20 protein-coding genes are annotated in these 25034 nt (G+C 39.5%); 8 read left to right on the top strand and 12 right to left on the bottom strand.

Features of this window, described 5'->3' with window-relative positions:
• Positions 1-25: 25 nt before the first annotated feature.
• The 7 genes from PL11201_RS11915 to PL11201_RS11885 all read right to left on the bottom strand — a co-directional run bounded on the left by PL11201_RS11915 (position 26) and on the right by PL11201_RS11885 (position 13678).
• Positions 26-1783 (bottom strand): serine/threonine protein kinase, encoded by a 1758-nt coding sequence (locus PL11201_RS11915; RefSeq protein WP_079678923.1) that lies wholly within the window; start codon positions 1781-1783, stop codon positions 26-28.
• Positions 1784-1918: 135 nt separating this feature from the next.
• Positions 1919-2236 carry a DUF3067 family protein gene (locus tag PL11201_RS11910; protein ID WP_079678921.1) on the bottom strand — a complete coding sequence of 106 codons (318 nt, stop codon included), beginning with the start codon at positions 2234-2236 and terminating at the stop codon, positions 1919-1921.
• 31 nt (positions 2237-2267) lie between these two features.
• Positions 2268-3755, bottom strand: coding sequence for a site-2 protease family protein (locus PL11201_RS11905; RefSeq protein WP_079678918.1), 1488 nt, complete (start codon positions 3753-3755; stop codon positions 2268-2270).
• A gap of 90 nt (positions 3756-3845) precedes the next feature.
• Positions 3846-5141: a glycosyltransferase family protein gene (locus PL11201_RS11900; RefSeq protein ID WP_079678917.1), complete on the bottom strand. Its 1296-nt coding sequence runs from the start codon at positions 5139-5141 to the stop codon at positions 3846-3848.
• Positions 5142-5338: 197 nt separating this feature from the next.
• A complete protein-coding gene (locus tag PL11201_RS11895) occupies positions 5339-10735 on the bottom strand; it encodes a trifunctional serine/threonine-protein kinase/ATP-binding protein/sensor histidine kinase (protein WP_079678915.1) in 5397 nt (1798 codons plus the stop codon).
• A 726-nt stretch (positions 10736-11461) separates the two neighbouring features.
• Positions 11462-12247 (bottom strand): endonuclease/exonuclease/phosphatase family protein, encoded by a 786-nt coding sequence (locus PL11201_RS11890; RefSeq protein WP_079678914.1) that lies wholly within the window; start codon positions 12245-12247, stop codon positions 11462-11464.
• Positions 12248-12256: 9 nt separating this feature from the next.
• A complete protein-coding gene (locus PL11201_RS11885) occupies positions 12257-13678 on the bottom strand; it encodes a dihydrolipoyl dehydrogenase family protein (protein ID WP_079678913.1) in 1422 nt (473 codons plus the stop codon).
• 115 nt (positions 13679-13793) lie between these two features.
• Between PL11201_RS11885 and PL11201_RS27510 the strand changes: the two genes are divergently transcribed.
• The 4 genes from PL11201_RS27510 to PL11201_RS11865 all read left to right on the top strand — a co-directional run bounded on the left by PL11201_RS27510 (position 13794) and on the right by PL11201_RS11865 (position 17548).
• Positions 13794-13934, top strand: a complete 141-nt coding sequence (locus PL11201_RS27510) for an element excision factor XisH family protein (RefSeq protein ID WP_081696189.1) — start codon at positions 13794-13796, stop codon at positions 13932-13934.
• Complete coding sequence (locus PL11201_RS11875) at positions 13922-14257, top strand: XisI protein (RefSeq protein ID WP_079678912.1); 336 nt, start codon at positions 13922-13924, stop codon at positions 14255-14257. The genes PL11201_RS27510 and PL11201_RS11875 overlap by 13 nt, the downstream gene beginning before the upstream one ends.
• 596 nt (positions 14258-14853) lie before the next feature.
• Positions 14854-16173, top strand: coding sequence for an NB-ARC domain-containing protein (locus tag PL11201_RS11870; protein ID WP_159451536.1), 1320 nt, complete (start codon positions 14854-14856; stop codon positions 16171-16173).
• Positions 16163-17548: a tetratricopeptide repeat protein gene (locus PL11201_RS11865; protein WP_079678910.1), complete on the top strand. Its 1386-nt coding sequence runs from the start codon at positions 16163-16165 to the stop codon at positions 17546-17548. Before PL11201_RS11870 ends, PL11201_RS11865 begins: the two co-directional genes overlap by 11 nt.
• A 20-nt stretch (positions 17549-17568) precedes the next feature.
• Here PL11201_RS11865 and yidD read toward each other — a convergent pair whose 3' ends face one another.
• Together yidD and PL11201_RS11855 are read right to left on the bottom strand one after the other, a co-directional pair.
• The gene (gene yidD, locus PL11201_RS11860; RefSeq protein WP_079678909.1) at positions 17569-18117 is read right to left on the bottom strand and encodes a membrane protein insertion efficiency factor YidD; all 549 of its coding nucleotides are present in this window, start codon (positions 18115-18117) and stop codon (positions 17569-17571) included.
• Complete coding sequence (locus PL11201_RS11855) at positions 18105-18353, bottom strand: hypothetical protein (protein WP_079678908.1); 249 nt, start codon at positions 18351-18353, stop codon at positions 18105-18107. Before PL11201_RS11855 ends, yidD begins: the two co-directional genes overlap by 13 nt.
• 212 nt (positions 18354-18565) lie before the next feature.
• On the opposite strand from PL11201_RS11855, the gene PL11201_RS11850 reads away from it, so the two are divergent.
• From PL11201_RS11850 to PL11201_RS11840, 3 genes are all read left to right on the top strand, one after another.
• Positions 18566-19600, top strand: a complete 1035-nt coding sequence (locus PL11201_RS11850) for a hypothetical protein (protein WP_079679572.1) — start codon at positions 18566-18568, stop codon at positions 19598-19600.
• A 288-nt stretch (positions 19601-19888) separates the two neighbouring features.
• Positions 19889-21004 (top strand): GGDEF domain-containing protein, encoded by a 1116-nt coding sequence (locus PL11201_RS11845; protein WP_079678907.1) that lies wholly within the window; start codon positions 19889-19891, stop codon positions 21002-21004.
• A gap of 323 nt (positions 21005-21327) precedes the next feature.
• Complete coding sequence (locus tag PL11201_RS11840) at positions 21328-22740, top strand: sensor histidine kinase (protein WP_079679571.1); 1413 nt, start codon at positions 21328-21330, stop codon at positions 22738-22740.
• On the opposite strand, the gene PL11201_RS11835 is transcribed toward PL11201_RS11840, so the two are convergent.
• From PL11201_RS11835 to PL11201_RS11825, 3 genes are all read right to left on the bottom strand, one after another.
• Entirely contained in the window at positions 22737-23534 is a 798-nt protein-coding gene (locus PL11201_RS11835; protein ID WP_079678905.1) for a PHP domain-containing protein, read from the bottom strand. The genes PL11201_RS11840 and PL11201_RS11835 overlap by 4 nt on opposite strands.
• A 123-nt stretch (positions 23535-23657) precedes the next feature.
• Positions 23658-23969, bottom strand: a complete 312-nt coding sequence (locus PL11201_RS11830; protein ID WP_079678903.1) for a cupin domain-containing protein — start codon at positions 23967-23969, stop codon at positions 23658-23660.
• 12 nt (positions 23970-23981) lie between these two features.
• On the bottom strand, positions 23982-24824 hold the full coding sequence (locus PL11201_RS11825; protein WP_079678901.1) for an alpha/beta hydrolase: 843 nt from the start codon (positions 24822-24824) through the stop codon (positions 23982-23984).
• 88 nt (positions 24825-24912) lie between these two features.
• On the opposite strand from PL11201_RS11825, the gene petM reads away from it, so the two are divergent.
• Positions 24913-25014: a cytochrome b6-f complex subunit PetM gene (petM, locus tag PL11201_RS11820; protein ID WP_079679570.1), complete on the top strand. Its 102-nt coding sequence runs from the start codon at positions 24913-24915 to the stop codon at positions 25012-25014.
• Positions 25015-25034 lie beyond the last annotated feature (20 nt).

Here is a 25034-nt window from a genome sequence, read left to right as displayed (position 1 = left end):
ACCTTCAAAACCCATTGATAATTTTCTAGTTTTTCAAGGGAATAGTTAAAGGAGAATAGGGAAGACTAGGCTCTATTCCATCGTTAGGTGCGGAGTTGATCGGGGCGGTTTCTTCTGAAAGAATAGGAGATTGTACTTCTACCGGAGGGGTTGGTTCTGTGTAGTAATTAGGAGCAGATTCTTCAGAAACATAACCTCCTCCTGCGGCGGATGGAACCTCTGGCGGTAGAGTTTCAGCCCCAGATTGAGAGTAATTAGGGTCAGTTGGAATATCGGGTTGAACCGTTGGATCACCAGAATAACTATTAACAGGGGTAGAAACCGAGTAATCTGTAGTAGGAGGTTCCGGTTTTACCTCGGAAGGAGAGAGTAAATATTCATCTATTTTAGATTCATCCGTTGACGGACTTTGTTCCTGGGTTTCAGCCACAACACCAGAATTATTATATTGATCAACGGGCGATTCTTCTGCGGTTTTTGCTTCTAAATCCGCAGATTTTGGTATTGGGTAATCTCCATTTTCTAAGGGTTCTTCAACCGAACGTTGAGGGGCTACTTCACTTGGAGCTTGAGTTTGAATGGAGGGATTTTCAAACATCGGTTCCGTGGAATCTAAATTGGCAAAAGGATGATTGATCTGAATCTTGGTTTTCTGACTAACAATATATCCATAACGACGGGTCAAATCAAAACCAACCCAACCAAAAAATAAAGAGGTAACTAAGAATAAAATCGGAACTAAAAAACCCAAGGAAGGGGTATATTCTACGGGTTCCCATTGGGGAATTGAGACAGGAACAGGCGGAATTTTAGGTTGGGGATGGGGCGGGGTAACGGTTACAAATACGGGGGTTTCCACAACAGGTTTCACCGCCACAGGTTCAGGGGGGATAATAACCGGATTAGGTTGAATTAAAGTATTAGGAGATTGAATTACCGTAGTAGTTGCTTCAATCGGTAAAAAAGCGATCCACTGATCAACATTTTGAGGCCGTCGTGCAGGTTCAATTTCTAATCCCCAATAGATCAACCTTTCCACCACAACACTCAGGGTGGGTTGAATTCTCCTTAAACTCGGTTTAGTCGCGTTGAGTAACTCCTGTGTGGCTTCATTGACTCGTAGAGGGGCTTCTAAGGGCGGTTCACCCGTTAATAAATAATAGAGTGTAGCCGACAAACTATAAATATCCGTTGCCGGAGTTAATTGTTGATGGGGAAGATAATGTTCTAGGGGTGCGTAACCCACGGATAAAACCCGGTTACGGATGGGAAACTCCGGGTGATACTGGATGAAGCCATTAGTTAAACCAAAATCAACTAAGGTGAGGGTATTTCCATGACATCGGATATTTTTGGGTTGGAGATTACAGTGGAGTAAACCCTGTTGATGGAGTTTTCGCAACGCCGCAGAAATCTGACTAATATAGTTTATGGCTTGACCCACCGATAGCCTGGGACTCGATTGTAGGGTTTCTTCTAGGGTTTTCCCAGGAATATAACTCATTACCAGATAGGGTAAACCCTGTTCTTCAAATAGGTCTAGGACACGCACAATATTCGGATGGTGACAGTGACTTAAACCCTGAGCAAAGGTGATAAATTGTCGCCTAATTTTGGGAAAATCAACGGAGGTCATGAATTTCGGATGGAGGGTTTTAATCACCACCGTTTGATTTGTCAGGGGGTGAGTCCCTTGGTAAGTTACACCAAACTCCCCGCGACCAAGAACCGCATCAATTCGATATTTGCCGTTCTGGAGAACCATTTCCTGCGTTAGATTCATTGCTTAATCACCAACTCCCCACCGTTTATTATCTGCCCATACCAGAACGAAACCATCGTTTTAGCACAGTCTACCTTCAGTTCTGGGATTGTAGCGCCTCTATGGGATGATCGCCAACTCTCCCCAGGGGTTAGACTAGAACTCCTCCACCATCCATTCCGAAGATCTCCCTCCTAAATCGAGGGGAATACTCACGGCTTTTCCTAAACGGGGTTTTTCTCGGGTATTTAGAATATAATGTCTTACCTGTTCCGTACTTCCCCAACTATTCAAATAGTTAGCGATCGCATTCAAATGGGCGATATAATCGGCTTCATTCAAGGGAAAGGATAATTGTTCCAAATATTTCCACATAATTTGTAGAAATATTTTACCCCTTGTCCGGCGCAGTTGAATATCGTAGGACACTCCCCATTTATTTAATAACAATTGACGAATATCTTCACCAGTCATAGTTGCGATTAACTCCCTAAATACAGATCCATTAACCGCCAATTCCTAACCCGGTGGCTAAGGCGGGGGTGAGGGGAAACAGGGTTAAAATCATCAACAAGAAAACCAATAATCCCCAGGCGGCACGGGTATCATTGGGTTCAGTTAATTCATTTGAACTCGGTCTTTCTAAATTTCGTTGTAAAATTAAAATTACTAAGGCCCAATAAAGAGCTAACGGATTAGATAAAGAAGCGATCGCTAAAACAATAAAGGTAGCAATAGTTGAACGTCCGGCAATTTTCCGGCCATAAATCGCCTGCATCATTCGTCCCCCATCTAACTGTCCGGCTGGCATTAAATTCAAAGCCGTAATCACTAACCCAAACCAACCGATTAAGGTTAGCAGATGCACGTCAACGCTGGCTTGGTGCAGTTGGGAACCTAAAATTAATCGGGATAAAGTTCCGACTAAGACCGATCCCTGAAAAAATTCCGTTGGCACTTGAAAAGCACTGCCTGGATGGGATAAAAACAACCCCGTAATTAATAGGAATAACGATAATGCTCCGGCGGCCGCCGGGCCAGCAAAAGCCACATCAAATAACACCGTCCGGTTAGGTAATACGGATTCAAAGCGATTAAAGGCTCCAAAACTTCCGATTTGAACCGTAGGAATAAAAAACGGCCAACTAAACTTAATATCATAACGTTTTGCTATTACTTGATGGGCGATTTCATGGAGAAATAAAACCGCTAAAATTCCGAGGGCGATGGGGATAATTTCCGGGTAACGGGTTAAATTTTCAGAAAAATCGAATCCTAATAATAAACCTCCCGCTTCAAAAATTGTTCCTACCGTCATTAAAAATAAAATAATCGCTAAAATTTTTTGAGGAATTGAAGTGGTTAAGGGTTCATTCGTCTGGGGTAGAACAATCACAACGGGTTTGCCATCGGGATTATCTACTAAAAATAATCGTAAGCGATCGCCAATTCTTTTTTTTAAATTTGCCGATAATTGTTGATAAGCAATTTCTGGATCACTGCGAAGATTTCCTTTAAAAATCACCCCGTCTTGATAGGGAATGGTTTCCGTGGCAAAAAAGGTATCAATGCCAAAAATACCCTGAATAATTTTCAGGTCTTCTGGGGATAATGGCACCGAGCGCAGGTTCAAAACCGGATCGGAGGTTGGGGAAGGTTGAGGCTCCGGCGACCGGGGGGGTGGATTTTCTGACAGTTCGGGTTTCGGCCCAGAGACCGAATCTTGATTCGCCACTTCCCTAAGTCGTCGGCCAATCATAATATATAATCCGGTCGAAGCCACGAATAAAAATAAAAGACTCACCAAATTGAGGTAAATTCCCGCCGCCGCCAAGCAGAAAAACAGTAACCCAGGAGACATTAAGGCCACCGATTGCAACCAGGACAACAAACCCAGTTTCCCATAAGGCAAGGCTCGATAATACCCCCAACCCAGGATACCCAGGGCTACAAGGAGGACGAGAATAGTGGTGTTATCAGATGCAGTAAACATTATTGACCTTGATTTTGAGCTTGAAAGGCGATCACCTTGAGAATTCATTGTAGCCCAGTCCATTCCACCCAACTCCAATCAGACCAGTAATCAAGGCATTGTCGGAATGATATCTAGGTCTTTGGGGTGGGTATTGATATCCCCCTGGGAAATGAAATCGGGATTTGTCGCTAAAATTGCTTTAGCTTCTGCCATATCTCGGCGGGTTGCTTCGCGCAGTTGTTCTCGCAGGGCGGGCATGGCGGCCAAAGCCCTTGTCCAGTCGGGAATTTCAGCCGTGACCGGATTTTGAAAGAATTCCTGACCCGCTTCGGCGATCACTTTTTCAAAGACATCAATAATCGCTTCTTCGTGATGACGGTCATACTGCATATTATTAAACCGAGCATCGACAAAATATTGGCGGGTAAAATCCTGGGCTTCCCGTTTGAATTTAATTCGCAAGGTATGAATTTGTTCCCTAGTCACCACCACCCGTTCGGTTTCGATTAAGGTACGCAAAATCGACCGCAGAATATCAGCGCACATTTTGCGTAATCCTTCGGTGGGAGATTGACCAATAGTTTGATGTTTATGGTCGAAGTTACCTAAATCAATTTGAGCAATTCTTTGGGGAACAACATTGCGATAAACCTCCGCTAATAAACCAATTTCTAGGCCCCAATTGCTGGGAATTCGAGTATTAAGGGCGATATCATTGGTTAGGGCAAATTCCCCAGATAGGGGATAACGATAGGCACTTAAATAGCGCAGATAATTGTTATAGCCATATAAATCCATCAGTGCCACCAATAACGGGGTGACAAATAGACGCATCACCCGACCATGGAAACTTCTAGGTTCGCCGCCCAATCGGGCATAATAGGCTTTATTAAAGGAAATCCCTAGTTCTTTTTCCAGCAGGGGAAATAATAGTTTCAGGGGATAGGATTTATCGTAGGTAATAATATCAGCATCGTGAAGCGCAATCACTTCGGCTTGCAGGGATACCACCCCCAAACCAATCCAAACCGCCCGACCTTTGCCTTTGAAGCTCATCAGGTCTAGGCCTTTTTCCCGCAATTTTTCTAAAAGTTGGTTGACTCTTGGGCTATTTTCCCAAATCACCAGGGTGGGTTGGGGTAGAACACTAAAAAAATGAACCGCTTTTGTATATTCTTCTAGGGTTTTAGCATACAAACAGACCACAATGGTATTAACGAAATGACAGTCTTTGAGGCAATCTCGAATCCGGGTCAGAGCGGGTCTTTCCAGTTCTTCGTATAGGGCTGGAATCAAGACCGCCGTGGGGCAAGTTTCACAAAGTTGGATAAGTCGGGCTTCTAATAAGTCGAGATCGCAACCAAAGTCGTGAATTGTGGTAATTAATTCTTGTTTATAGTCCATTATGGTGACCCAACTCCCAAGATAGCCAGCGACTTACAAAGTCCATCTATGCTAACACTCAATGACAAAAAAGGATAGAATTTTTTACAGAAAAATCAACGCCGTGGCGGCTCCTTGATTTATTAATCAGAATAAAAGGTTAACAGAGGATGTGTCAGATGGGGTCGAACTTACCCCTACAATTTTAGAATGCCTAATCACTTGGCTGCTAAAATGAGGGTAAAATCAGTTCCTTCACCTAAGACGGAATTGACTTGAATCTCTCCCCCATGTTTTTCTACCACAATTTGACGGGCGATCGCTAGTCCTAAACCTGTCCCTTTCCCCACTAATTTCGTTGTGAATAAATGGTCAAATATTTTTTGTTTAACATCTTCAGTCATCCCCTGAGCATTATCAGCAATATTAATCTTCACTTGGTTATCTACTAAAGCAGTTGTAATGGTAATCCGATTAGGATTTGCCTGAATTTCTGCCAAACTGCGATGGGTATTTGACTCATCTAAAGCATCGAGCGCATTGGCCAAAATATTCATAAATACCTGATTCAGTTGACCTGGAAAACAATTGATTTTGGGTAAATCACCATAGTTAGTAATTACTTCAATTGCCGGACGTTTTTCGTTAGCTTTGAGGCGATGTTTCAGAATTAAAATTGTACTATCAATCCCTTCATGAATGTTAAATGGTACTTTGTAATCTCGATCAGCCCGGGAAAAAGTGCGGAGCGAAGTGCTAATATTTTTCAGGCGATCGCAAGCCATTACCATGGAATTTAATATGTTTGGCAAGTCTTCTAAACTAGAATTTAAGTCAATTTCTTCGGCATGGCGTTGAATTTCTGCACCAGGATTTGGGAAAGTTTGTTGATAGAGTTTTAAATGTTCAACTAGGTCAAAAAAAGTCGGTTTAGCTTGTTGTAGACTAGCATAAATAAACCCTAAAGGATTATTCATTTCATGACCAACACCCGCAACCAAATTACCCAAAGCCGACATCTTCTCATTTTGTACAAGTTGTAAATGAGCGTTTTTCAGATCGTTTAGTGCGTCTTCCAAGGCTTGGGATTTTTGCTGTTCTCGCTCATACAGTCGGGCATTTTCCAGAGAAATTGCCACCTGAGTACAGATTAAATTCAGAAGTTCAACCCGATCACGGGTAAATGCTCCGATCGTCAAATTATTTTCCAGATATAAAACTCCAATCAAATTTCCCTGATTCAAAATCGGGCTACAAAGGATACTTTTTGGCTGATATTTGTGAATATAAGAATCAGCAATAAATCGGTAATTTATCGCCGCATTAGCTAATACTAAAGGTTCCCTGGTTCGCTCAACGGTATTAACTAAACTAATTGCTACATCTAAACTTGATTCTAGGGGAATTGAGGGTAAGAGTTGCGGTGGTTTTCCCTCCTCTACCAAAGCAACTAATTCTAACGAACTATCTTGTTTAAGTAGTAACACACACTTACTCGCTCCGGCATTAGCAATCACCATTTTTAGGAGAGTAGTGATTAATTGATCCCGTTCAATTTCCCGAGAAATCGCTTGAGAGGCTTTGATCAAAGTTGCCAAATCTAGGGCTTCAGAGATACTGGTGGAGGTTTTAGTCCCAGAAATCGTTCCCCCGGTGATCGTTTCCTGAACAGAGTCCATAACCCGAGGTTGTTGCAGGATGGGTGTTAGGAGTTGGGGATAGGATTGTTCTAAATTAGCAATTTTAGCTTTGGCTCCCCAACGGGCATAGCAGTAGTAGGCTTCTTGCATATATCCGGCGGCGATTTTCTGTTTGTCCCATTCCCAATAAAACCTGGCGGCGAGTTCGTTGGCCAGTGCTTCTTCTTGAATAAAGCCATGGGTTTTAGCCCCGGCAATCGCCCGATCATAAAACTCCATCGCCTCGGCTTTGTGACCTAAAATCCGCTCCTGTTCCGCCCGAATTAAATCACATTTGTGGGCAAAATTCATCGGTGCTAGAGTCGCCCAGTTGATCAGCCGATCCAGATCCTGAGTCACCGCTTCACTGATGGGCAAGGTCTTGGTATTAGCCAGTAACGTCAGGGCATGATAGAAATAAAACACGCCATAGAACACCGTCCCAATAATACTACCAATAGTTTTCTCAGAAATTTCTGCCCTTTCTAGGGCGTTTTCTGGTTGGCCAAAATGGTAAGCTAGAACCAATTTATGGGCATTAACACTGCCGATGGAGTAGGTATCTCCAGCTAATTGATGTTGAGGAAATCGGGTGGTTTCATCGTAAGCGCTGCCCACGAGTTGCTGCGGATCATCGGCTTCACCCGTCCAATTTAAGACGGCCTGTTGATGAATTTGATGAAAGTTCAGAGCGGTTGTTTGATTGAGTTGGGCGATCGCCTCGCCATAGGTTTGCATTTCTTCCCGGAGTTGGAGCAGTTCATTTCCCGTCGCATAAGCAAGCTCACATCGGTTATGGACACAGTAGGCTGCGAACTCCAAATCTCCCGATGCCAAACCCGCTTGATAACCTTCAATTAAAGGCATCAATACCGTGTGAATGGGCTGTTGCCAAATCCGCACAAAGGGATAAACTAAATTGATAATTTTGGCTTTAAAACTCGATGCTTTCAAGGTTTCCATCAAGGCGATCGCAATATCCGCCGCCCGATTTCCAGCGACAATTTCTCCCCCATAGGCACAAAGAATTAGTCCATAGGTGGAATAGGCATAGGGGGTTTGAATTGCATTGCCAAACTCCAGGGATAACTCAATTTGTTTGAGGACAATTAACGGATAAAGTTCTGGGGAACCCATGTAGGCAGCCGAGGCCATACTGCTAAGAATATTCATCGCAGCCAGATGTTTAGGATCGCTCATCGGGGGTAAATTCATCACATTCTCAATCCTGAGTCCCTCGCCAATGGCCTCCAGAGCCTCTGGAATCATGTCTGGGGTGGGATGGGCGGGTAACTCCACATCCAACTGTTTCAGGGTTGTGCGGGCGACCTGAATAGCCTCTGATAATTGATTCTGGGCGATTAAGGATTGAATTTGAATTTCTAAAATTTTGACCTGTTCTAGGGGGCTGGAGGTATGCTGGAGAACTGCTTTTACCCAAGCCTCTACCCGCTCAAATTCCCCAATCAGACAGGCTGAATTAGCGGCTTCGGTATGCAATTCTAAAGTGAGAATCGGCTGTCTGTTCCATGGGTCAGAATTGTCAGTGTCTAACAGTTGTAGCCCCAGGTCACAATATTGGGCTGCTGCCGGGTAAGCCGCCGAGATTCGGGCTTTTCGCCCCGCTATCAGATTTAGATTAGCCAGATGATCTCGTTGTTCGGTGTTAGTTATTCGGTCGAGGCCTAGGTTAAATTGACTAACAATGGCAAAAATTTTCTCATCGAGTTGCTCCGGTGCGGTTTGAGCTAATAGCAATTGACCAATTTGTAAATGCAGGGCTGGTTTTTGGTCGTCGGGAATTAGGGAATAAGCCGCTTGTTGGACGCGATCGTGCAGGAATTTATAATGGGCATTAGCAGTGGGGTTGACGCTGGAAATCCCGTCAGATTGGGTAAAGAATTTATAGACTTCCGTAATCGGAAAAATTAACCCTTCTTGTAAGGCTTTCCATAGTTTATCCGCCATTGAGGTCAGAGATTGAGAGGTTTCTGAAACGATGGCTAAAGTGGCTAAATCAAACTGCGCTCCAATACAAGCTGCTAATTTTACCACCTCCTGAGTTTCTATTGGTAACTTCTGTAATTGCAATGCCATGAATTCCACGATATCATCGGTAATTGCTAAGGCTTTGACTTGGGAAAGATCACATTGCCAATGCCAAATATCCCAATTGAAGCTAATCAGTTTTTCATCATATAATGCTTTCAGAAACTGGGTGATAAAAAAGGGGTTTCCTTGAGTTTTTTGATGGACTAATTTTGTTAAAGGTTGCGTCAGAGATGATTCACTATGCAGTGTATCTACCACTAAGCAATTTAGATCTGATTCACTTAAAGGGAGCAAAGTCATTGTATTCACAATCGCCCCGGTTTTCCCGATTTCATCTAAGGTTAATATCAAGGGATGAACGGGGTAAACTTCATTATCTCGATAGGCTCCTAATATTAATAAATGTCCGGTATCTTGGATTAATAGTTTGAGTAAATTCAGTGACGCTAAATCTGCCCATTGCAAATCATCTAAAAACATGACTAAGGGATGTTCAATGCTGGTAAAGACTTGCATAAACTGGGAAAATAGGAGGTTAAACCGATGTTGGGCGGCGCTTCCTGATAGTTCCGGTGCTGGTGGTTGTTGACCGATGATATTTTCTAATTCGGGAATCACATCAATTAAGACTTGTCCGTTATCTCCTACTGCTGCTAATATTTGAGTTTTCCAAGTTTGCAGTTGACTCTGGGATTCTGATAATAATTGTCCGATTAAATCACGGAAAGCTTGTACAAAAGCACTGAAGGGAATGTTTCGTTGGAATTGATCATATTTGCCTTTGATAAAATAACCCCGTTGACGGACAATGGGTTTATGGACTTCATTAATTAGGGCAGTTTTCCCAATCCCAGAAAAACCTGCAACTAGCATTATTTCGGGGTTTCCGGTGCTGACTCTTTCAAAAGCTGCTAAGAGTTGAGTTACTTCTGGTTCTCGACCGTAGAGTTTTTCGGGAATTAAAAAGCGATCGCACAGATCCCGTTGTCCAATTTTAAAGGTTTTTATTTTACCCGTTTCTTGCAGTTGAGTTAAACAATTTTCTAAATCATATTTCAGCCCTAAAGCACTTTGATAGCGGTCTTCTGCATTTTTATCCATCAATTTATTAACGATTTCCGAGAGTACCTGGGGAATTTTTGAATTGATTTTATGGACTAAGGGTGGTACTTTGGCAATGTGACAATGGACTAACTCCATCGGGTCATTGGATTGAAAAGGTAATTTTTTTGTGAGTAATTTGTAGAAAGTTACACCTAATGAATAAAAGTCAGTTCGATAGTCAACTCCCCGATTCATTCGTCCGGTTTGTTCGGGAGAAATATAGGTCAGTGTTCCTTCTAATACGTTAGGATTAAGCAGTATTTGTGTTTCTCTAGGTAGCAAGGAAGCAATACTAAAATCAGTTAATTTTATTTGTTTGGTTTCGGGATTAATTAAAATATTACTGGGTTTAATATCTTTATGAATAATCCGCTCTCGGTAGAGTATATCTAAGATATTGCAAAGGGTAATTGCTATCTGTAAAAAATCACTTAAAGAGAGGATATTTTTCCCTTTAACTACCCATTCTTGCAGAGACATCCCCCCAAAATCTTCCATGACTAACACATAGCCATTTTTGTAAACTTCTAGGCTATAGGTTTCGATGATTAGAGGGGATTTGAGATGTTTAGTAATCGTGTATTGATTGCCAAACTGTACCAATTCGCTAAAGGTGGGATAATCGTTTTTCAGCCGTTTAATGATCACAGATAATTGGTCACTGTTACGAATAGCCCGATAAACTAAAGTGCGACTTCCTGAATAAACTGTTTCGACAATTTGATAGTCAAGAATTTGAACGGTTGTGTGAGGGTTGCCGTTTTTTAGGGAGTGATCCATAGCTGTATTTAAAAATTGATTGATGTGAGGTTGGTTAAATGTGTATTTAATAAAGTTTTGTGATTAATTTTTTCACAATTGATGGCTGTTTACTTGATTTTTTGGTAGTTTTATTAGAATTTTATAAAAAAAGTCTGGGAGATTGAAAACTCAGAGGCTTCAGCCCACCAGATGAAAAGCGACCCAAGGGAATTTATTCCCCGTGAATATTCTCATGGATTTATGCTACCATTTACGGTAACAGGAAAAGGTAAACAACCTGTCTAAAAACCTAGTCGCCTAACGGCAAAACGCGCTCACCTTGACAATTGAATCTATAGGGTTCTACTGCACAGTTCTAGTTTTCCCCCAGCAGTGGGTAAAAGATTCATGGGAGCTAGACGAACAGTTTTCAAGTAAAAAAGAACTCGCAGCAGTTCGACAGGCTCACTGCGAATAGGGTAGGGCATACCCGAATTCACGCTTGGGGAGAATCCCACCTCTGGTTGAAGTACTGCAAGGTACTTTGATTAAGTGGTTTCGTTGAACCAAGAATCTCAGTGTTTTTAAACCTGAGAGTGTCAACACGATCATTAGGGAATAACCCAAAATTTGCCCAATTTTTGAACAGACAAATGATCAGTTGGTCTAGGTACTTAAACTGGTGATCTGGTGATCACCAAGCTCAAAAGTATTTCCCTAATCGTCGGAAAATTATTATTTATTGGTTAGATTAAATCCATTCATCTACTCAACAACTGGATTGAATTCTGCAATGACGGGAAAATGATCCGACGGCCAAATATAATTAATTTGATTAACGTCAATGTTCACAGATTTTAATAACATCCGATAATCATAATAAATCGTATCAACGGCGGCGATCGCTTCACCTGTAAAATTATGAAAGGTTTGTTGAAATTCTAAAGGAATATCGGATAAACTATCTAGTAATTGAATCCCATTAGCAAGGGGTTTTAATAAAGTTTGACGTTCTTCACTATGGGGTTCGGCGTTAAAATCTCCGGTCAATATTAATAAGGAATGCTCCAGATTAACTTGATTTAAGTATTTTTGAATTAACGGAATACTCAATTTTCGAGATTGTTGACTATAATAATCTAAATGGGTATTAAAAACGGTGATTTGTTGTTGGGTTTCTCTGGAAATAAACACCCCGCAACTCACGGATTTAGGGGTAGAATTTCCCCATTCTGAACTGATACTTCCGACCAATTTAGGAGTATTACTTAACCAGAAATCTTTTGATTCAATACATTGGAACGTTTTAGTTTGATAAAAAATAGCACAATGTTCTCCAGTTCCATTGCCAATTTGATCCGTGCCAATACTTTGATATTGGGGTAATAATCTGTGTAAATCTAAGAGTTGATGGGCTGTTCCTTCCTGGGTTCCAATAATATCAGGGTTGTGTTTTTCAATTAATTTAGCAATCGCATAACGGCGAAACTTCCAGTCATTGTTACCTTGATCGGGTTTATCATAACGAAGATTTAAAGTGATAATTTTCATAGGGTAAGATTAAAGCGATCGCCTCCAATTAAAAAATCGTTCTAAAAGCGTTTGTTGCCAAGTATTCGCTGCATATTTTTGTTTTTTTAACAATAATGCTGCTTTACTATTAACTTCAGATAAAGTCGGATAAATATGAATCCCAGTCAAAGCGGAAACCTTCAAACCATGAGACATGGCCAAAACAATTTCATGAATTAACTCTCCGGCGGATGCACCCACTAAATGAGCACCTAATATCTCACCATTCCTCCGAGTAATAATTTTAGCAAATCCTAGGGTTTTTGCTTCAGCAATGGCACGATCAACTCCCCCAAAAGGTTGTTTTAAAACACAAATATCCTCCCCATACTGTTCCTTTGCTTGTTGTTCTGTTAACCCGACTCTAGCTAATTCAGGATCGGTAAAAGTCGCCCAAGGTATGACCCGATAGTTAACTTTACTAATCGGAAAAAATAGCGCATTCGTTAACACCACAACAGCCTCATAACCCGCAACATGAGTAAATTGATACCCGCCAATGACATCTCCGCAAGCGTAAATATACGGATTAGTGGTTTGGAGTTTATCATTAACTTGAATCCCCGATGGATTTATTATAACACCCGCCGCTTCCAAATTTAAGGATTCAATATTAGGTACTCGTCCCACGGAAACTAAAATTTCATCGGCTAAAATAATATGGTTCCCGGCAATAATTTTCTTTTTGCTATTTTCTATTTCAATCCGTTCGGCTTTGGTATTATTTAAAATCACAATATTTTCCGATAATAATTGATCCTGAACTACCTTTGCCACTTCGGGATCTTCTTTCGGTAAAATTTGATTTCGACTCGATAAAATTGTCACCTTTGACCCTAACCGAGAAAAGGCTTGTCCCAGTTCACAGCCTATGGGCCCTCCTCCAAAAATTGCTAAGGATTCAGGACAATCTTGTAGAGAAAAAACCTGTTCATTGGTGAGAAAACCTGCTTGATTTAACCCTGGAATATTAGGAATAGCTGCCCGGGAACCCGTGGCAATTACAAAGGCTCTAGCGGTTAGTTTACGCCCATTAATACCGAAGGTTTTGTTATCTAAAAATTCACCATCTCCAAAAATAACCTCAACTCCTAAAGATTCAAACCGCTCGGGAGAATCATGGGGCTGAATAGTAGAAATAACCTGTTGAACATGACTTGCGGCTTTAGCGAAATTAATGTTATAATTATCGGTATAAATCCCAAATTTTGCTGCATTTTTAACTTCATAAGCCACCCGAGAGGCATGAATTAAAGACTTGCTAGGAACACAACCAAACCATAAACAATCTCCCCCTAGGCGATCGCGTTCTACTAAAGCAACTTTTGCCTTTAATTGGGCAGCGGCACTGGCAACCACTAACCCCCCAGAACCACCTCCAATCACCACCAAGTCATACTCAACGGCCATAATTTTACCTTTAAATTGTAGAAGCTGGATTTCTTCAGCTATCTTTCTATTATGCAGCAAAAAATGCCTTGGTTAAAGATGGCTGGACGATTACGAATGATCCATTACGTTTTGTTTGTTGTATCTGGCTGTTCGTAAAACAACCTATCAGGCAATTTTTTCTGAGCCAATTGGACAGTTAGTGATTAACAAATATCGAGTTAATTTATTGATTTTTGAAAGTCAAAAGGAGGAAATTGTTCAATGGATAGTTTAGTTCAATATCGAGAAGTTATTCAAGAAAAACTTAAAGAATATACAGAAATTCCCTATGCTTACGGGGATTTACAATGTCGTTTGATTGTGAGTGAAGATAGAAACAACTTTTTATTGATTACTTTGGGATGGGAAGATGATGTACAGGTTCATGGATGTTTGGTTCATATAGAGGTGCTTGGCGATAAAATTTGGATACATCGAGATGGATTAGAGGATGGAATTGCCAATGAGTTAGTCAAGGCAGGAATTCCCAAAACTCAAATTGTCTTAGGGTTTCATCCCCCTAATATTCGTCCTTACACGGAGTTTGCTGTTAATTGATAATAAAAAGGGGCGGGTTTAGTGAAATTTCTAGCAGGTATTCGAGATATTGGCGAACCCGCCCCTACGGGAATTGTGTTGAATTAAGCGGAGAGAAAATCGGATCGTGCTATTAGCTACAGCTGATGATTTTTCATGCAAGTTTATTCCTATGTTCTCCTACTTAGGATCACAAGAATAGCAACCGTCTTTTGTCTGTTCGCAGCAAACTGTACTAGCAGATGCAATACCCAAAGATCTCCACCCCAAACTAGGGGTTAAAAATAATAAAATTAGGCTAAATATAATTAGCTTGAATGGTTTATTCATGGTGTTTAAAGATTGCTTTATGGTGTTTGTAATTACCAGATTAAAACTTACTTGTTTAATTGTCTGTAGATGAAAGTTAGTGATTTAAAAGTTAATTTAGGTAAGGGAAAACTTTGTTTGAAGGATGCAAAGTTAATTAAAGTCAATCAAAGTGAGTTATAGTTATTATTTCAAGCTGTAACTTACCACCAGATAGACTAATGGACATTAATGCGGCTTTGGATTTTATCAGTTCACAACTGATGGCTAAGAAGCTCAAAACCTTGAGTACCCTGGAAACTACTATCTTGAAAGAAGCGTGGAAGGGTAAAGATGGCAAAAGTTATGACGAAATTGGAAATAGCGAGTACCTTGATGGTGGAAGTGTTAAGACGGCTGCATACAAACTTTGGCAGAGATTGTCAAACCTATGTGGAGAAAAGGTAAATCGGGATAATGTGCAAGCGGTAGTAGAGCGTTACTATAATAAAATTGGTTTAGCCGAGGCTACTGTGCCGATTAATAGCTCATTAACTGTTAATATTGAAACAATTGATTCAGAAGATCACAGAGAATGCCATCAAATTGAAATTACTTTAAGAGAGAAAACAAATTGGGAGCAAAAAAAGTTATTTGGAATTAATACAATCCTTGAGCAACTCAGAGATCATCTCCAAACTCGTGATGATTATTGGTTGATGAGTATTACGGGTGCTGGGGGAATCGGAAAAACTTCTTTGACGGAAAAATTAGTGGGTGAATATGCTGCTGATGCAGGTTTTTTTAAGTTAGCTTGGACTATGGCTAAAAGGACTTATTATTTAGAACCCAATATGTCAGTTAAAAAAGACAACAATAAAAAAGATATCAATACAGATTACATGATCTATGATATCGCTTCACAATTAGACATTAATTTACCTCCTGCAAATCAAGATTATTTTTTAGCCCTGCAAAGAAAATTAACATCCGAACCTTATTTAATTGTTATTGATAATTTGGAAACATTACCCGAATATCAAAAGCTTTTAGCTAGATTTAACCCTTTTGACCCAATGTGCAATATTAGACCCAGTAAAGTCATATTTACTTCTCGTAAAGATCTAAAAGCTAATAATTGTGCAGTGAGAGAAATTAAGTTACCTGGTATAGATAAGTCAGCGACTTTAGAGATGATTCGACACCAAGGTCAAGAATTAGATATTGTCAAACAAGCATTAGATGAAGAATTAGAGCCAATTTATCAAAAAACAGAGGGTAATCCTTTGATGATTTCATTGGTGATGAACTTATTAAGAATCTATGACGACCCTTTATTAAAAATTTTTGAACGATTTGAACAAGATCAAGATATTCAAGAGTTTTTATATGAAGAATCTTTAAATTCACTTTCAGATAATGCTCTACTGATTTTAAACTTAATGATTAAGTATGCTGCGGGCTATTTAATTCCTAGTTCCGACCTGCAAAAACCATCGGGTTTGAATAATGATGAATTTAGACAAGCAATAACAGAGTGCAGTCAATTTAACCTTTTAGATAGCAGTCGCAGTCTGAAAGACGAATCCCGATATTCAATTCATAGCTTACTTTATGAATTTTTAAGGAGAATTCAAGATGAACATTAAAACAAAAAATCAATCGATTAATCGTCGAGAAAGTCTAAGAAATAGATTACGTCGAAATGATCTGGAAAATGATCATCATTTGAATCTTCTTTTAGAAAAATCTGAGGATGAAATAGATTTAGCTAATGTGATTACGGCTTTAAAAGATAACTCTAAAAATATCCAATATTTACCACTTTGTTCCCAATTGTTAACTAAATTTACCAATAAAGCCCTACAAATTTTAGAGAGAACTCAAGAATGGTCTTATGAAATTAAACTTATTCTAAAAGAGTATGAAATCAATTATAAAAATCCACCTTATAGTCTATATTTTGCACAATTCAAATGTTTAACACATTTATCAGTTTCTGATCCGGAAGCGGAATTATCTATCAATAAAGCAATCGCTTTAGAAACAGATGAATCTAAACAAATTGACTTGAAATTGGAATTGGCAACTTACTATGAAAATAGTAGCCAATATCAAAAAATGAAAAAAATTCTTGATCAGTCTGAAATCCTATGTAAGCGAAATCCTAATTTAGATCAACAGTTAGCAATGACTTGGCTTTTTTTAGGGCATTACTATTTTTATAGATTCCAATTTCAGGAAGCCAGAGATTATATGAATCAAGCTAAAAATCTTTTAGAGATTATCTGCAAACAGGAAAAAAAAGAAAATATAAAAATTTTAGGATTGTTTGGAAATTGCTTACATTATTTAGGTCGAGTTTATTTTGCACAGTATGATTTTGTGACGGCGGCTCAACTCTATATTAAAAGTCAACAGATGCTGGAAATCGAAAATTTTCCTACTAACAAATCTACTTTAGCTGATAGCAACCCAGCAGCAACTGGATTTTATCATCTAAGATTAGGTCAAGTTTTAGAAGCGTGTCAATTGATTGAAAGTGCAGATTATCACTATCAGCAAAGCCAGAAATTATTTCTTGAGTGTGGTGCTGCTTCGGGTCTAATGCAAGTATCTTTGATTCGAGCAAATTTGATAGGTAGTTATGTAGATAACTCGACCTTTAACAAAAAAAGTATCTTGGAAAAACAAGTAGAACAAATTAAGAATGCAGCGAAAGATGCACAGGCTATAGGTTATAATCGGGGCTATCTTGAAGCCTTATTACGTCTATTATTTCTGTATCTAAAATATGGGAAAATATTGGATTTAATTAAAGTATGTTTTGCTATTGTTACAGCCTCTGAATTTTATCAACTTATTAATCCAAATACTTTTATGTCTGGATTCCAACTAGCAATAGGGCTATATGGTATGGGGCCTTATTACATCGCTAAATTATACCAAAAGCAAAAGCACAAACCTAGGACTATTCTCAAAGTTTGCCCTTGCCACGATCCTGAATGTAGGAAACTTAGATGAAAAATATCAGGTATTCCACCTTAAAATAAACTACAATTTGCCCCGTCACCACAATCCGTGATAAAGCAAAATGAAACTTCACAAATTCCTGCTAAAATATCTTCAGGTTTGCATTGACAGTTTTGATTAATTAAGTTCTGACACGGACGCTGTTTTTTTTGTGTTTCACTATAGAGAATCAGAGCGGCAGTTTTACAAGATTTGAAGCGTTGATTGGCTAAGGGAATAGCATCAATTATACCATATTTTTTAATCAATTTTTTAATATATTGGGAGCAAGAATCAGTCTTGTGTAAAACTCGGTATGCACAGGAGAATCCTTTACGCGGTGAAAGATATTTTTGATATCCTGTAATTGCTGCGATCGCCATGATGCAGGCATCAACAAAATCAATTCTACTATCGATATATTGTTCTAAACCGATCAAATATGCAATTTCAACCAATGCGACCTGGGGAAGAAAAATCTGTTGATACTGTAAGTAAATGGGCGTTACGTCAGCATGGCGTTGATCCAAACGATTAACGAGAGCGACAACAAAACCAGTATCGGCGATTACTCTTTCCATGTAAAACCAGAGGTTGAGTTCAGTTCTCGATTCAAGATTTCCTCAGACTGGGTTGCCAAATCGGGTGAACCTGCAAAAAGACCAATTAGGGGGTCTTTTGACTGGGGAATTGGGGCAATTTCTCCTGTCGAGGGTAGCATTTTTTGTTCGACTAACTGCATAATTTGACTGGCTAGATGAACCTGATCGGATAAGCTCAATTGTTGAGCCGCCTTGAGGAGTTCTTGAACGTTCATAAGAGATTTTTTAACAAATTTTATTGAGGGGTTAGATCATACTTTCTATTATATATTCCCAGAGTGTTTGGGCTAATTTATAACAAAATTACCAAATCTAACCAACAACAGATAGCCTGTCTGAACTGGACACAACGCCCCCAGAAGAACTCCAGAGGTTCCCGAATTGTGCAATAATGATCCGGGCAGTCTCCCAACCCAACGTGCGTCCAATGGCCGACAGTCCCCAAATCCCCGATGAACTGATCCAGGTTTTAGCTGAATTTCAGGATCTGCATTTTGAACTCCCTGATCCAGAAGCGGAAATTCCTGAATTGGATTTTGAACACCAAATTGATGTCGCTTGGAAAGTTTGCGATCGCTTTGACTTGCAAACCGAAATCTGGCGCGGCAGAATATTAAGAGTTGTTAGAGATCGAGAAAAAAAAGGCGGAGAAGGACGGGGTACAGGGTTTTTAAATTGGTTAAAAGAACGGGAAATTAGCAAAAGTCAAGCCTATGCTTTAATTGAATTAGCTAATAGCGCTGATGCCCTATTACTTCAAGGTCATCTTAACCCCGATGCGATTAATAACTTTAGTAAAAGGGCATTTATCGAAACCGCAAAAGCCCCCGCAGAAGTTCAACAAATGGTGAGTGATGCGGCTTGCAATGGCGATCGAATTACTCGCCGTGAAGTCCGACAATTAAATGATGAATGGACGGCAATGAGCTCCGATTTAATTCCCGATAGTATTCGAGAAAAAGCCACGGAAGGGGCTATGCCACCTCGCTATTTAGCGCCTTTAGTGCGAGAAATGGAAAAACTACCAGAAGTTCATATTACGGAATTACAACGGGAAATGATCGAAAATCCCGATGTAGATACGATTAAACAGTTAACATCAGAAGCCAAAAATTTATCAAAATATTTGGATGCGGCGGGTCAAGTTCAAGCCTTAAATCAATCTTCTGTGGATATGGAAATGGCATTAGAAGAAGCGTTGCGGGTGGGATGTTTAAATACGGCTTCTGATTTAGTGAAACAAGCCACCGTCCTCGAACAAACCATGGTTAGACTGCATAGCAGTTGGAAACGAGTGGGTAGTTTAGCGGATAGATTATATGTGGATACCGGAGCAAGTACCCCCCATTTGCGATCGCTTTTAGGCTGTTTAGAACAGTTAGCGGGTCAAATTATTGAAGTACAATTAGGCGATGGTAGTGAGGGCAAAATTCGCCTACAAATTCTATCGGATAACGATTAAAACCAAGTAGTGGGTTGGCGTCAGCCCTATGGTAGCAGCACGCCATCGCCCGCTATGATTTCCTAAACTATAATTTCCTAAACTATTAAGCATTTTAACCATAGATTCCAATGTAAAATATAAATCCTAGCGATCAAAGACGCACAAAATCACCCAGGGCTTTGTCAGCGCACCCCCCAAATATTAATTAAAAACTTAGTTATTATAGAGGATAACTGATCTGATGTAAGATTCTGGAGATCTGAATCAGTTACAAGATCATCTCTTTACAAACATCATCAAAATTGTATGCTAAGTTGCAACGGATTTGAGCTATACAACCTGTTCCCGAGTTCTACTGCTATTTCCTATCCTAATCTATCATCAACCCTGCAAGATCAATGTTTATATGATTGTCAGGTAGATACTTCGGAAACTGGAGAAGTAGTTGCTAATTATTTTAACTCTAACCCTTTATTACCTGGGGTAATTTTAACAGAAAATAACAATTTTTTTGGGATGATTTCTCGACAACGATTTTTAGAACGGTTAAGCCGTCCCTACGGCATTGAACTATTTTTAAAACGTCCTTTAAAAGTATTATATCGCTGGGAAAATAAAGAAATCTTAGTTCTAGCGGGTTCTACACCAATTTTAGAAGCCACTCAAACCGCTTTACAACGCTTACCCGATTTAGTTTATGAACCTATTGTGGTTGAACTTTCTCCCCAGATTTATCGACTGATTGATATGTACCAACTGTTACTAGCTCAGTCCAAAATTCATCAATTATCGAATCAAGTTCTCCACAAATTATATCAGGAATTACAAATTCAAGCCAGCCTAGATGGATTAACTCAAGTCCCCAACCGTCGGTTTTTCGACCAATATTTTGATCAACAATGGTCACAACTAAAATCCACTGAATTTCCCCTATCTCTGATTTTTATTGATGTCGATTACTTCAAAAAGTATAATGATACCTACGGACATCAAGTGGGAGATGATTGTCTTAAACAAGTGGCTCAAGTCATCGCCCAAACTTTAACATTAAAACCGGGTTTAGTGGCTCGATATGGAGGGGAAGAATTTGTGGTTGTGTTACCCAAAATCGATCAAAATGAAGCGGTTTCAATAGCCGAAAAAATCCGAGATAATCTCAAATTTATTCAACTTGATCATCAAAGTTCTTCGGTGAGTTCCTATGTCACATTGAGTTTGGGAATTGCTACCGCAGAATTTGGAAATCCAGAAACCATGAAAACGATTAAAACACCCGGAGATTTAATTGTTATAGCCGATCAAGCCTTATATCAAGCTAAAAATCAAGGACGCGATCGGGTGATTTGTTCGAGTTTAAGACATCCCTATCTTTGGGTAACAAATCCCGCAATTTCACTTCAAAATTCCCGGAAAGATAGCTAAAATTACACAATCATATTGTTGTTTTTTAAACCTGTATCGCGGGTGATAGGAGTATGTATCCCCATTAGTTTAAGAACAGGTAAATAGATTAATAATAGGTTAAATTTAAAATTTTGCTTCAAATTATAAATTATAGAATAAAATGGAGTAAAGGCTTTTCAGGGTGAAACGGTATCCTTTAAGCTGTTAAGGATTTGAAAGACACTACCCCAGTCATCAATATGACTAAATTGTGAAGATTTTACGGTTTTTGAATCGGTAATTTAGATGCAGCAACAGCTATCCAATCAATTGAAATTCAATCTATTTATTTTGACATGATTATGCTCACTACTTACTCTATGGAAACGTCATCCTTAATGCCTGCTTTTTCATCAATTAATGAGTTAAATTTAGGGTCAACCCTGAAAGATTTATCTTTGTATGATGCTCAAGTTGATGTCAATCAACCGGGAATAATTCTGACTCAGAAGTTAGAAGAAAATCCCCTGATTCCCGGGGTGATGCTAACTCAAAATGGTCAGTTTAGCGGAATGATTTCTCGACGAATATTTTTAGAATGTTTAAGTCGTCCCTATGGACGGGAATTGTTTTTACAACGGTCTATTCGTTCATTACAAAGGTTTGCTCAAAGCCAATTATTAGTTTTATCAGGAGACACCTTAATTGTAGAAGCAGCCCATCGAGTTGTCAAGCGATCGCCTGAATTATTATATGAACCCATTGTAGTTCAGTTAACAGAAAATCGTCATCAACTTCTCGATATTCAACAATTATTAGTTGCTCAATCCCATATTCATCAATTAGCAACTGAATTATTACGTCAACAGGCTCAATCCCAACTGATTCAAACTGAAAAATTAGCCAGTTTAGGAAAAATGGTCGCTGGAGTTGCCCATGAAATCCGAAATCCTGTCAGTTGTATTTTAGGAAATTCTAGCTGTCTGTTAAATTATTATCAAGATTTAATTAAGTTAATTCAAACCTATGAAGACAATATCCAAAAACCTTGTCCTGCGATTGATGATGTTAAAGCCGAAATTGATTTTGAATTTTTGCAGCAAGACTTAGGAGAAGCAGTTAAAAGTATTTTAGTCAGTTCAGAACGTCTGAGTCAACTGGTTAATAGTTTGCATAGTTTTTCCCACATGGATGGTAGTCAACGGCGGGAAATCAATATTCATGATTGTCTGGATGGAACATTATTAATTTTAAAAAATCGTCTAAAACAGGGAATTGAAGTCGTCAAAAACTATGGTGATATTCCCTTAATTAAGTGTTATTCGGGTCAACTGAGTCAAGTGTTTATGAACCTAATTTCTAATGCCATTGATGCGTTAGAAGAAACTGATCAACAGTCTCTCAAAATTGAGATTAATACCCAGGTTAAAACCCTATCTGAAGATCAAATATATCCGGCGCAGTTAGCCCAACTTTCTCAGGGAAATCGATTATTATATTGTTTACCCACTGACAAAAAAATTGATATGCTTGATATTGATGTGAACTCAGAATGGCTATCAGTTTCTATTCGGGACAATGGAATGGGTATTCCCCCAGAAATTCAAGCTCGAATTTTTGATACTTTTTTCACCACTAAACCCGCCGGAAAAGGAACCGGATTAGGATTAGCGATTAGCTACCAAATTATTAGTGAAAAACATGGGGGTCAACTCAATTTTATTTCTAATTTAGGATTGGGGACGGAATTTGAGATTTTACTCCCGATTATTTAAAAACTGATCACTGATTGTTTCAGTAGTTCTAATAAACTTAGAGGTAAATTAAACTGATTAATTTCTCCGATTCCATGATAATCACTCCCCCCCGTTTTTAATAGATTATATTCTTCACAAAGGTTTTCTAACCGTTGAATTTGTGATAAACTATGGTGAGGATGATAAACTTCTAAACCCATTAATCCGGCTTCTAATAATTCTTGAAAAACTGTTTCAATTTTTCCCCCTTGATATAAATAAGGATGAGCCCAAACCGGAATCGCGCCGCAGGATTTTAATAATTTAATCCCATCAATACTCGAAAATCTGTCATACTGAACAAATGCAGGTTTATAATCTCCTAACCATCGGTCAAAGGCTTCTTTAGTAGACTTAACATAACCCGCTTTGACCATCGCCATGGCAATATGGGGACGCGCAACTGCCATCCCTTCTCCCATGGGTTCTAACTCAATTGGATAACCCAGCTCAGCCAGTTTTTCTATGATCTGAGTAGCTCTATTTTTGCGTCCATTTAAACGTTCTTTTAGGGGAGTTTCCAATTTATTTCTATTAGGATAAAATCCCAAAATATGCAATGATCTTTCATTATGAACGGTTGACAATTCCACACCCGGGACAATTTCTATACCGTAGAATTGTGCCGCCTGAAACGCTTCTTCCCAACCGGATAAAGTATCATGATCGGTAATCGCTAATGCCTTAACTCCAGCCTCGGCGGCGACCTTCACCAGTTCCGTTGGAGTCAGTTGACCATCGGAGTAGGTGGTATGACAGTGTAGTTCTAACATCGGTTAATTAATCTCCCAGGGATTCCTTGCTTAGAGTATAGTCTGAAGAATCCCGAATCAGAATTAATCCGCCTGAAGATTTCTTTTCCTCCGGTATTCCCTGTCATACCGTATTTCTTAAGATTAAGGTGCGGATAATGTTAATAAAAAAGCCAAATTAGACTCTGCTTTTAAAGCATGGGGGGCGTTAGCAGCCATGATAATAAAAATCCCAGGTTCTAATCTAATATCTTCCCCATTTAAGGTAAAAATTCCTTCTCCTTCTAATACCTGAACTGTAGCATTTCGACTTGAGGTATGTTCAGAAATATCGGTTCCTTTTGCCAAACAAAATAGGGTATATTGGCAGATGTCATTTTTCCAGAGCACTGAACTGAAAATTCCCGATTCTGAATAGTTGATTTTGTCTTTTAGATTTAAGATAGTTTGAGTCATGGTTGAATCCTTTTACCAAAGTTGATGGGTTTGCAAGAAATCCTGAATAGTTTGATAGAGTAAATGGGCCTGTGCTGGAGAAAATCCCCCGTGACCTGCCCCTGGTATTGTTAATAATTGATTAGATACCCCTAATTCATCTAGCTTGAGATGGAGTTTAACCGCTTGTTGGTGGGGAACTAATCCATCTTGATTCCCATGAATGGTTAAAATCGGAGGTAGTCCCGGGCGAACGTAATTAATCGGGGAAATTTTAGTCGCTAATTCCTGAATATTAGGTTGTTGACCGAACCACATCAGAGCATAATCTTGGCGGTTAACTCCAAATAAAACATCATTAACATCCATAATCCCAAATAGATTAATAATCGCCGCAACTTTTAATTCAGGTGGGTTTATATCTTCACCCGTTTCTGCTAATAAATCAAATCCGGCAGAATTAGGTAAAATACTACATAACGTGGCTAAATGTCCCCCGGCTGAACCACCAATAACGACAATTTTATTGAGATCAAATTGATATTCAAAACCATGGGAAAAGACCCAACGCAAAGCACACCTAACATCTTCAACCGCCGCCGGAGCTAACGCCACATTCCTTAAACGATACTCAACATTAACAATCGACCATCCTTGGGTTAAAAATGGGAACAGTTGGGGCAGGACTTCCTCTTTGCTTCCTGATATCCAACCACCACCATGAACCGCCACCAAAGTTTTATTGACTCCCTTGAGGTTCCGTGGTTTGTAGATATCCAGATGAACTGTAACATCATTAATCCGGCGATAGGGAATATTGGGCAAAACTTCAATTCCTTCAAATAGGAAACGTCCCAGTTCAGCAAAATTGAACATAAATTTTAGTTAGGCGTTAAGGCCATGATAAGGGGTGGCAACGATCCGATACAATAAGCCTTAACTATCATAAATGGAGATGAAATACATGACTGGCGAAATTTTCTCAACCGCGTTCCTGTGCTTTTCCCTAATTCTGGTGGGTCTGGGTGGTGGCTTTCTGTTACTGAAAATCCAAGGCGGAGAATAGGGAGCAGGGGAGCAGGGGAG

The sequence above is a fragment of the Planktothrix sp. PCC 11201 genome (assembly GCF_900009135.1).
Classification (GTDB): domain Bacteria; phylum Cyanobacteriota; class Cyanobacteriia; order Cyanobacteriales; family Microcoleaceae; genus Planktothrix.
Note: the sequence above shows the minus strand (reverse complement) of the source record. Positions and strands in the feature narration are given on the sequence as shown.